Source organism: Chryseobacterium sp. WG14 (assembly GCF_024586945.1).
GTDB lineage: Bacteria > Bacteroidota > Bacteroidia > Flavobacteriales > Weeksellaceae > Chryseobacterium.
Genome location: NZ_JALCZD010000020.1, coordinates 41,296 through 52,739, shown reverse-complemented (window position 1 = coordinate 52,739; position 11,444 = coordinate 41,296). Strand labels below are relative to the sequence as shown.

The 11,444-nt window shown below is 35.7% G+C and carries 7 protein-coding genes; 2 read left to right on the top strand and 5 right to left on the bottom strand.

The window, feature by feature from the left end:
* Positions 1–987 precede the first annotated feature (987 nt).
* Positions 988–3,894, top strand: a complete 2,907-nt coding sequence (locus MP478_RS22155) for a SusC/RagA family TonB-linked outer membrane protein (RefSeq protein WP_257201686.1) — start codon at positions 988–990, stop codon at positions 3,892–3,894.
* A 16-nt stretch (positions 3,895–3,910) separates the two neighbouring features.
* On the top strand, positions 3,911–5,806 hold the full coding sequence (locus tag MP478_RS22150) for a SusD/RagB family nutrient-binding outer membrane lipoprotein (RefSeq protein ID WP_257201685.1): 1,896 nt from the start codon (positions 3,911–3,913) through the stop codon (positions 5,804–5,806).
* 112 nt (positions 5,807–5,918) lie between these two features.
* On the opposite strand, the gene MP478_RS22145 is transcribed toward MP478_RS22150, so the two are convergent.
* The 5 genes from MP478_RS22145 to MP478_RS22125 all read right to left on the bottom strand — a co-directional run bounded on the left by MP478_RS22145 (position 5,919) and on the right by MP478_RS22125 (position 11,255).
* Positions 5,919–6,488 (bottom strand): hypothetical protein, encoded by a 570-nt coding sequence (locus MP478_RS22145; protein WP_257201684.1) that lies wholly within the window; start codon positions 6,486–6,488, stop codon positions 5,919–5,921.
* A 7-nt stretch (positions 6,489–6,495) separates the two neighbouring features.
* A complete protein-coding gene (locus MP478_RS22140; protein ID WP_257190067.1) occupies positions 6,496–7,029 on the bottom strand; it encodes a hypothetical protein in 534 nt (177 codons plus the stop codon).
* On the bottom strand, positions 7,026–9,779 hold the full coding sequence (locus MP478_RS22135) for a hypothetical protein (RefSeq protein ID WP_257201683.1): 2,754 nt from the start codon (positions 9,777–9,779) through the stop codon (positions 7,026–7,028). Before MP478_RS22135 ends, MP478_RS22140 begins: the two co-directional genes overlap by 4 nt.
* On the bottom strand, positions 9,772–10,572 hold the full coding sequence (locus MP478_RS22130) for a WxL protein host-binding domain-containing protein (protein ID WP_230037323.1): 801 nt from the start codon (positions 10,570–10,572) through the stop codon (positions 9,772–9,774). Before MP478_RS22130 ends, MP478_RS22135 begins: the two co-directional genes overlap by 8 nt.
* Positions 10,573–10,676: 104 nt before the next feature.
* Entirely contained in the window at positions 10,677–11,255 is a 579-nt protein-coding gene (locus MP478_RS22125) for a hypothetical protein (protein WP_257201682.1), read from the bottom strand.
* Positions 11,256–11,444 lie beyond the last annotated feature (189 nt).

Sequence of the window (11,444 nt, the reverse complement as noted above, 5' to 3'; positions counted from 1 at the left end):
CGCCAGTTTTTATTTTATTTTTAAAAATCCTTTATCGTAAGATAGAGGATTTTTTTTGTTTATATACTATAACTGCTATACTCCTATACTCCAACTCTAAACTATACCCAACCTCAGTTGATAGTTGATAGTTGATAGTTGATAGTTGATAGTTGATAGTTGATAGTGCTGTCAACCCTCAACTCCTAACTCATAACCCTTCTATTAAGTTTAGGCTAAAGCCAATGGATGGTTTTGTATTTTAATAAGAATGGTTAAAGCCCGTCCCTATTGAATATCATATCTTAAACTGAATTGAACGAACTGAATTTACAACAGGAGCTATTATTCACAATTAACCATTGACCATTGACGATTCATAACTCATAACTTATCACTTATCACTTATCACTCATCATTTATAACACAGATCACTTCACTCTGTTCATTACTATCCATCATTTATATTTACTCCGCTTATTTGATTATTCAATAGAAATGGGCTTTAGCCCATTTAAACAAGAGCATCCCCAATATGGCTTTAGCCAAAACTTAAAACCGGTAACACTCAAAATCATTAAACCCATTGAAGTTTAAGATAAAGCCAATGGATGGTTTTGTATTTTAATAAGAACGGTTAAAAGTCCGCCCTATTGAATAGTATATCTTAAACTGAATTGAACGAACTGAATTTACAGACAGGGGGCTATCTATAACAGACATAATCTTACCATTCTTATAATGTTATAAAGTTTAAATAAACAGCTTAGCTTTTAAATAACTCTAATTTTCATTTCATTTTTTTATTTCTTGATTTTCCTTACTCTCAACCGTTTTTTGGGATTCATAATTGCTCTGTTTTTCCCTTTATTTATATGAGATTTATTAACTTTTATTTAGATAACTCCCATTAAATCAATGTTATTTTTATGTATATTATTTAATTTTTAGTGGCATACTATTAAATACTGTTAAAATATTATATTTGTTTAAATCATTATATATTATATGAATAGAACAATAATTAAGATAGGACTTCTCCCATCTGTAATTTTTTGCTTTAATGGATTGTATGCACAGAATACCGACTCTACTAAAGCTTCAAAAATTGATGAGATCGTTGTAACAGCTTATGGTGTTAAAAAAGAGAAGAAAGCTTTAGGGTACTCTTTCCAGGATGTGAAAGGACAGACCCTTGTTGATGCTAAAGAAACAAATGTTACCAATGCATTGGTAGGAAAGGTTTCTGGACTACAAGTCATAAAAGCAGGTTTTGGACCTGCCTCTTCATCAAGGATAAATCTTAGAGGGTTTAACTCATTTAAAGGCGATAATCAGCCTCTTATTGTGGTAGATGGGGTACCATTAAGTAACAATTTAGGATCGAAGCCTAAACAAAATGACGGGAATTACAATAATGATTTTTGGAATCCTGACTTGGATATGGGAAACGGTTTAGGCGATATTAATGCTGAAGATATAGAAAGTATTTCTGTTCTTAAAGGAGGTGCAGCTTCTGCATTGTATGGATCAAGAGGAGGAAATGGTGTAATTCTGATTACTACAAAAACTGGTAAAAAGAAAGGGGGGCTGGGGATTACCTATTCTACAAGCCTGGGTTTTGAAAGCCTTTTTATGAAACCTGATATGCAGGAGAGCTTTGGTTTAGGGCTTAATGGCACACCTAATCCTGCTAATAGTGATAATATATCTTCTTGGGGCCCTGGTTTTGGAGAAACAGGATCAAAAAGATATGATAATTTAAAGAATTTTTTCAAAACCGGTATTAATTCACAACATACTTTGAGCTTTCAGGAGAACTTAGGAGAAGGGACAAGTTTATATACTTCAGCAAATTACTTAAATGATAACAGCCAAATTCCTAATTCCAAGTTTGAAAGATTCAACTTTATGGCCAAAATGAATTCAACTTTTGGTGCAAACAAAAGATGGACATCAGAAGTAAAAGTACAATATATTAGTTCAAAAGCCAAAAACAGGCCTTCTGGAGGAAGAGGAGATGGTAATTATTATTCTAATATTCTCCTTATGCCACAAAATATCGATATAAGAGATTATCAGGCAGGGCAAACTCAGAATGATATAACATCTCGTTGGATTACACCTAACGGAATTAATCCCTATTGGTCAGCCTATAATAGCCTTAATGCAGATAAAAAAGATCGTTTTTTACTAAATGGATATCTTAAATATCAATTCAATGATTGGTTAAGTGCAGATGTTAGACTTGGTACGGATTTTTATTCTTTAAATTCTGATGCAAGGGTGTGGACAGGATCTTCACGTAAAAATTCTTATGCAACAAATGAAGAGAAGTTTTATGAAAACAATTATATAGCAAGTCTTACGGCTAAAAAAGATAATTTATTTGGAAAATGGGGAGGTTCAGTTTCCGTATATGGGCAAATGATGGAAAGCAGAACTAAAGCTCTTTATTTTTCTACTCAGAACCTTATTGTCCCAAATGTCTTTAGTGTAAATAATACAAGTGACCTTGCAGGTATAGCTAATAATGAAGTAGATTTTTGGAAAAAAATTAACTCAGTATTTGCAGCAGCAGAAATTAATTATGATGGTTATTGGTTCATCAATGCTACAGCAAGGAATGACTGGTCTTCTACTTTAACTATCGAAAATCGATCCTATTTTTATCCATCCATAAGTACCTCCTTGGTTTTAACTGAAATGCTGAATAAATTGAACGGGACGACTTCTAAAATATTGACATTTGCTAAATTGCGTGCAGCCTATGCTGTAACAGGAAATTCTTTAAATCCTTACGAATTATATAATACTTATAAGCTTGGTGCTGATCCTGGTGGCCATGCAGTTCTTGGGAGAAAAAAAATACTTTATAACTCTAATTTGCAGGCTGAAGAACTGAAAACTTTTGAAGTAGGTGCAGACCTTAAATTCTTTAACCGGGTTTCTTTAGATCTTAGTTATTTTAGAAACAGTGCGTCAGGGCAATTGATTGATTTGCCTATGAATCCTCTTTCCGGTTATGAAGCTAAAAAAATAAGTTCAGGGGGACTTCGTAATAGCGGAATTGAGATTGTTTTAAATACAGATATTTTTAAAAAAGAGGTTTTTACATGGAATGTTAATGCCAATTTCTCAAAATTGAAAAGTGTAATCGATAAGATTGATGATAATGTTTTAAAGTACCCTTTGGCTGGTTTTGATAATGTTGGTATTTTTGCGGAAGTGGGTAGACCATATGGAGCTATTTATGGAACGAAATTTTTAAGAGTTGAAGATCCTAATAGCCCTAATTTTGGTAAGCTCATTGTAGGAGAAAACGGTTTACCTCAAGCTACTCCTGATCAGTATTATTTAGGTGATCAAACTCCAAGAGCCTTATTTGGATTTACAAATAGCTTCGTTTACAAAAATATTGGATTTTCTTTTCTTATTGATGGGCGTATTGGAGGAAAGTTTTATTCATCCACTCAATCCGCTCTACAAAAAGTAGGGCTTGCAGCTGATACTGCACCGGGCGGAAGGCGGGATAATTTCGTACTTGATGCTGTGGTACAACAAAATGGTGGAGGGTATGTATCTAATACAAAAGAAATTACTCAACAAGATTATTGGGCTGCTGTTACGGCTGGCAATCTTGGAATTACAGAACAGAATATTTACGATGCTACTAATATTAGATTAAGAAATGTTCAGGTATCTTATAGTTTTCCTAAAAGTATCTTTCAAAAATTAGCTTTACAAAGCGCTAAAGTTTCATTTACAGCCAATAATGTATGGATGATTTACAGTAAAGCAAAAGGAATAGATCCTGAATCTGTGTTTGCCATTAACTCCAATGCTGTAGGATTTGAAAATATGGCTTTCCCTACTACAAGATCTTATTTATTCACTATTACATTAGGATTTTAATATCAATAATAACATCATGAAAAAATATATTTTATCTTTCATAGCGCTGGCCACAATTTTTACGGCATGCAACGATTTTGAGGACATTAACAATGATCCTTTCTCAGTGGACATTAATAAAGCTGAACCTGAATATTTTTTGAATAATTCTATTTTGGGTGCTCAGCAAGATCCTAATATTGCGGAGCGTGTTTTTGTTCTCTACTGGAAAACTGCAGGAAGGCAGCATTTGACAACAGGGATTGCCGGGGGAACATACGATGATTCCTGGACTGTTGAATACTGGAAAGGCATTTCAGAATGGCTTAATAATGCCAATGCAACGATTGAGATAGCCAATGAAAAAAAAGCAATAGGGCAAGGTAAGCCCCATTATGATAATCTCATTCAGGTTTCCCGAATTTGGAGGGCCTATTTGATGAGTGAATTTTCTGATAATTTTGGACCACAGCCTATCCAGGCATTTAAGGGAACAAATCCGGGTTTTAATTCTGAGAAAGAAATCTATTATTTTATTTTAGATGAACTGAAAGATGCAGTTGCTAAAATGGATACCAATCAACCCGTTCCTGGAAATCCTAATGCTAATGATATGGTATATGGTTTTAATTGGGGTAAATGGGTAAAATATGCCAATTCTATGAGAATGAGAATTGCCATGAGAATTGCCGAAGTAGATCCTGCAAAAGCAAAAACTGAGTTTGAATCGGCTGCCAACTCTAATATGTTGATCACTACAAGTGCAGACAATTTTACAGTAAAGGAAGACACTGGTTGGAATCCACTATCAGGAGTAATGTCCAGAGAATGGAATTCTCAAATCTTATCGGCAACTCTTAATAATATGTATATTGGATTAGGGGGAATTAATTCTACGGACCAGCTGCCTGCAGCCCAGCATACTGCTGTGAAAGCCCCTGATTATGTGGGAATAAAATATGATCAGCAGTTCACCACAATGACGAATGATCCCAGTGCGGGTTATTGGCTGGATGGGCTTCCTAATAAAATTGACCCAAGAGCTTATAAAACGTTCTATATCCCAGGAGATTTGACAAGTCCTGTTTATTCTCTTTATCCAACCTATACCAATCAGGCTACCACCAATTACGGTGATTTGACGTTTGCTGATAATTCTAAAATAACTGTTAATGCCGTAAATACCTGGAATGCTTATACCATTGGGAACTGGGGGGTAAAAGGACAGCGAAACGGATTAAGAAATGTAGTAGGATGTATGCCTGCATTAGGCAAACAATACAGAGAAAGTAAAAATTCAAGGATTTTCTTTGCAAGCTGGGAAACCTATTTCCTTATGGCAGAAGCTGCCTTAAAAGGATGGTCTGTTCCTATGAGTGACGAAGCTGCTTATAACAAAGGGATACAAGACAGCTTTACTTATAATGGTGTGTCACAATTCTATGGACAGTATATTGCTTCCACAGATTATAACCGTGACGGAACTTCTGTTTCTTATACGCATATAACAGAACCCGGAGCGAGTCACAGTATGAAATATAAAGATCCTGCAACGGGTAATCTGGTTTCTGTTGATATTAAATATCCTGTGAATACTATTTACAAAAACGGATCAGTTAAAAATGATAAGTTAACGAAGATCATCACGCAAAAATATTTAGCCAATACACCATGGCTTCCGTTAGAAGCCTGGAATGATCAGAGAAGATTAGGATTACCATTCTTTGAAAATCCGGCGGTGGAAACTCCATTGGTGAATTTACCTAATTTAAATTCAGGAAACTATATGACTAATTCTATTCAGAATTTTCCGCAAAGATTGAGATATCCCAGTACATTCAGAAATACTGACCAAACCGGATATGATAAGGCAGTGCAGTTGCTTGGAGGAACTGATGCTGTTTTAACACCTCTTTGGTGGGCAAAGCATTAATTAAAAATTATATACAAAAAAGTCCTTTATCATTTGATGAAGGACTTTTTATATGTTTTAAAGTCATCTATACTACTCTCTTTCATGAACAAAAGGTTGGCTAAAAAGACTTTTAATTAGGTCCTATGGTAAAAACTACTTGCGCACTATATGCTTTGGCAGGAATGACTACAGAGACACCACTTATCTGAAATTGCACATTAATTGCTGAGAAATTGACACTGTTACCAAGTCCTAAAACTCCGGTAAAGTTGATTGTAAAAAATGATGTATCCGTTGTTGGAGGTATTTCCAGATAAGTAGTTCCTCCATTGACCGTTGCACTACAGAGAAGACAAAGTCCGTTAATAACAGTACTTCCTCCACTTCTTCTTGTGTAAAGATGCAGCGCACTGTTCCAGGAAACAGGATTATAATGCATACTGACCCTGGCAGCTCCACTTGAAAGAAGATTTAAAAAAGATCCCGGTAAAAATCCGGATAATGTTGTGATATTAGTGGCACTCTCATAAGTTCCGGCATAGTTATTTCCTGCTTCAGTAATAGAAGGGACGCTTACGGCCCAGCCACTTCCACTGGCACTTATGGTTTGTGCACTCAGGTAACTGCTCATTGTGAAAGCAATAAAGTATAGATATTTTTGTAAGCGTATTTCTCTGAGAAAGTGACTATTGATTTTCATTTCAATTTTATTCAGTGATGGTATAAACAATTGTAATAGCCGTATTAGCCTGCGTCAATACATTAGCATAATTATTCGGAACTAATGAGATGGTAAGTCTGTGGCCATTATTGGCTCCATTTCCGGTATAGGCGCCTCCAATACCACTAATAACTGTAACAGGCGTAGTCGTAAGAACAACCTGCCCTGAAGAAGTTCCCAGTGTTCCTCCTCCTGCTCCGGAAGCTGCTGCGGCCTGCAGTCTTATATTAACACCATCAATGACCTTATTTACAGATGCCGTAATTCTTCTGGTAAGGCCTGCGGGAGTAATGGCAGAAGTGTAATTAATCCATTTTGATGTATTGGGAGTTGGATTGCCAAGAGCATTTCCAGCCTCGGTAGGAGCTGTAAAATTCAACGTAATATTTCCTGTAGGCTCAACATCCATTAACGTTACTACAGGTAAAGTTATAGTAACAGTACTGTTAGCAGTCTGGGAATACACCGGACCGGAGAGAATAAAGGATACTATTAATATTATGGAACGGATTAAAATCATCTCTTCTTTTTTATTTCATTATAACTTACCTTTAGGGATTCCTGCTGGTATCTGATTTCTATCTGCTGTTTGACAACGTTAATGCTTAGTTTTTTTGTTTCAGAAGGCTTTAAAGTAAACTGGAATTTATCGGTTGAAATTTTATAACGCTTATCAAGACCGTTCCGGTACACTTTAATTGTCCAGTCACCCGGCCGGAGATAGGTAAAATCAAAATCCTCTCCTATAAAACAGATTTTACGGTACGTCTGATCATTGCCGACAGCTTCTACAATGATACTTTCTTTTTTCTTTTTTTCTTTCTTTGCAAGAAATTCTGAAATACCTGTCTGATCCCTGTTTGCTGTTTCTACAAGCTGAATATGACCCTGTACACTGGCTGCTGTAGTTAATCCGAAATTAAAGATATTTTCTTTATTAATAAGAGAAAGTGCTGTGGGAAATGCCAAGGTAGGAATATCATTGATCTCTGTGGTGGAACGGTCTATTTCCAAAAAGTAATTACCGGGAATCACATTTTTAAATAAGTAGTTTCCTTCTTTATCTGTAATTGATAAATAGCTTCCCAGCATTAATCTTACTCCCTCCGTCTTTTTTATTCCCAAGTTGCTGATATTTCCTGATAAAGTAATGTATTCGGCAGTTTTCTGTACCGGAATATTGGGACGCCAGGTATAGCGCATTGAAAATATAAAATCTTTATTTCCTATTTCTCCTCTTTGCAGTGAATATCTTCCCGAAAGGTCAACCTCATGCCCGGAAAATAACTGCTGATGGAACAGAAGTTCAAATAAATTTCTGTCTTTGAAATATTCTTCAGGCATATAATTGTTCTGGTAAAAAAGACTTAGGTTGGTTTTATCAGAAAACTGGCTGAAGATTCTGGCACCGTAATAGAAATTTTTTTGATTTTGCAGCTGGTATCGGGAAGTGACGGCATAACTTCCAAATAGATTAAAAGATGTTCTGAATTTTTGAAAGGAGAGATTGGCAGAGTAAAAACTGGAATCCCCATTAAATCCTGTAAGGTAATTATCCGTTTTACCAAACTGTCCTTCAATATTCATCTGAAATATTCCAATCTGCTGATTAATAATAACTTTGAAATATCGTTCATAGTAATCAAACTGCCGGGGTTCCAAACGGTCCTGATAGATTTGATAGCCATTGTTAAGCATGATAAAACCATTAGAAAGATATTTATACTGCAGTCCATATTGAAAATATTTTCTGTAAGGTGCAGCCAGCAAAAGAGTATCCCGCTGAAAATTTTTGGCATCCTGCATATAATTGGCGAAAACACTTAGCTTTTTGGTTACATTATAATAAATATTACCGTTAAAGGTATTGGTATTTGTAAAATATCCTGCAAATTCCGGGCTTGCTTTGATATACATTAAACTTCCGTTAAGTCTTTCAAAAATAGCTTCACCCTGCAGCATATAAGCTGTTCCGTCTGTTTTTTTTGTGGTACTGTAAGCAAATTCTCCGGAAAGATTAATGTTTTTTGAAACCTTGAATTTTCCCTTAGCATAGGGAAGATGGGCATCAGAGTCTAACCTTGCATTACTGTAATTTATTTCCCCTTCTCTAGGAGTTTTGTAAAGATATCCAACATAAAGTTCTGATTCTTTTCTTATCCTGAAAGCCGAATAGATATTAAATTCATCTTTAATATCCCTGAAAAACCTCGGATGGTTATAGAAGCCACCCACACTCACTTTATTAAAATCATATCGGACTTCTGCTCCGCGGCCGTATCTTGCAAACTCTGTTAAAAAGGATGAAGAATACGTTTTATCACCAAGGTGGACAAAAAAATGATCCCGCTTGTAATTTACAAAATACTCTTCATATTGGGTAAATGTGTTGAATTCTATAGGGTTGTGGGTAACGGCCCGAAATTCAATCTGGTTTTTATTTTCTTTATCCAACGATCCTTTACCATAAATCTCCCCCTGGAAGCCATCATTGTAAATACCCATATTTTTCATTCCAATGAAAGATAATGAGGCCGAGATGGGAAGCCTGTGATAAATATCGTTTTCTGTGGGCTTTACCGCTATAACCTGGGTACTTATATAAACACTTTGATTTTCCTTAGGATTATTTTTAGGATATACCGAAAGATTTAGATTTTGATATTCATTTTGCCGGAGCTCCGGATGAGTTACTTTGTGGATGGTAATAATTTTTGACTCATTGGGCTCCAAAACCAATGATGCATCATGATCAACAATAGCATTTTTACTTTCCAGAATAATATTTTCCGTTACGTTTCCATTATTTTTTAAAAGAAAAGAAGAACGGATAGTTTCTCCGGCCCTTATAAACTCTGGAGAATCTAATGCCGTTACAAAAAGTCTTCTGTTGCCGGAAATGATAATTTTTGAAGTTTTTACAAAAGAAATTCCGGTATTCCGGTCTTTGATATGTAAGGTTACTGAATAATCACCCTGAGTAGTTTCTGCTGCGATACGCAAAGGAACAAGATATACTGAAGTTTCATGGGGAGCAATCTGAAATTCCCCTTTTTCTAAAATGGGAATAATAAGCGGACTTGAAACATTCGTTGAGATATCATAGGTTTTGTTCTCATCCGAGTTATTTTCTAATGTAAAAGGTATAGATGTAGATGTTCCCGGAGTTAGGCTATCTTTTTTACTGTTCAATCGGTCTGATTGCTTCTGTGAAAAAATAAATACCGGGAAAAATAGTATGGTAATAAATAATGTCCAAATTCTAATCATTTTTTACGTCTAAGTCCACATTGAGGGCAAAGGCATTCTCTTCCTCATCTGTAGCCATTATCATAGCACGGTATTTATCCGGCGGTACTTTGCTGATGTCAATGTAAAAGGTTTTAGAAGTAGAAGGCAGCAGCCCCATCGTTAAACTTGAATAAGTCCCTACTTTTTCTCCTGTTTTACGGTTATAGACCTCAATAGAGGCCGTTGGTTTACAGTAAAGATTCCCTTTATTGGCTATGGCAATTTTTGCAGTTTGCTTTCCATCTTCTTTTTCTACTTTTACACTTTCAAACTTAAGGTCCGGTTTGGCCTTTTCTGTATCATAATCTGTAATGATCTGAATGGCATACCGTATGACAGAAGTGATATTCACCCCTGGTTTATTGTCACTGGGCTTTATATCATCTACGGGTTCTACAATCACTACACTCCAGTAGCTGCCGGGATCTACCGGTTGATCTGGAACTGTGATCTCATAGAATACCTCTGTTTTTTCTTTCCCTTTCAGGGTAATTAAATTCGTGTTGAGCTTAATCCAGTCACCATTAGTTCTTTTATTGGTATGTAATGCCGTATAATGGGTTGTTCCATCGGCATTATAGGCGAAGTCCTGTAAAAATAACTTGACACTTTGAGCATTATTTCCCGTGTTCTCGATACCAATTTTCCCTTTGTAAACTTTTCCGTTTTCTATTGTATAAGAATGCGTAAGCCCGTTGAGAATCACAATGCCGGCATGTAGAAAGCTAAACTGTAAAATAAGGGCGATCAAAAAAAGAATACGCTTTATCATTATATAGAGTTTGGAATTAAATCATCAAATAATACAAAACCAGGAAGAAACTGAAAGACAATTTCTTCTTGTTTTTGAAATACAGAATTGAATTTTATTAAATTCTAATTATCTGATATAGTGTAAGTAACAGTGGCTGTTGTAGTGGCTGTTGCCTGCAGGTCCGCATAAGCTGCTACACCTCCGGGGCCGCTTCCTGCTGCAAGAGCATAAGTAAGATTATGTCCGTTATTGGCACCATTACCTGTGTAAGCACTTCCAATTCCCGAAATAATAGTTTGGTCGGCAGCACTTAATGTTAAAAGTCCCGCAGATGTTCCTAATGTTCCTCCCCCGGATCCGGTAGCTGCCGCTGCAGTTACTTGAATATCTACGCCAGGAATGATGGCATTAAGGCTTACGGTTACGTTACGTGTAGGATCAGCAACAGATTTGATAGAAGAGTAATTAAGCCAAAGCGTAGTGTTGGCAGTACTTGGAATAATAGGATTACCGGCTTCTGTAGGAGCTGTGAATCCCAATGTAAGGTTTTTAGTAGCAGCAGGTTCAATGTCAACCAGAGCAACTTCTGGAACTGAAATGGTGATCGTATGATTGTCTGTATTGGTATCTTGTGCACTGATACCAGTAGATATGGCTACCGCAAATAGAGACATTGCAATTGTTAATTTTAATTTTTTCATGATGTAAATAATTAGTTTAGTGAAGGTAATAAAATTCAACATACTATGAAAAAAATATACATTATTTTTTATATTGTTAAATATTACGTTCTTATATTTGAATATGATTGGGAATAATAAAGGAATTAGAGTATGTAATTATGAAAAATCCCGTACAAAAAGTATACGGGATTTTAAGTTTTATTGAGA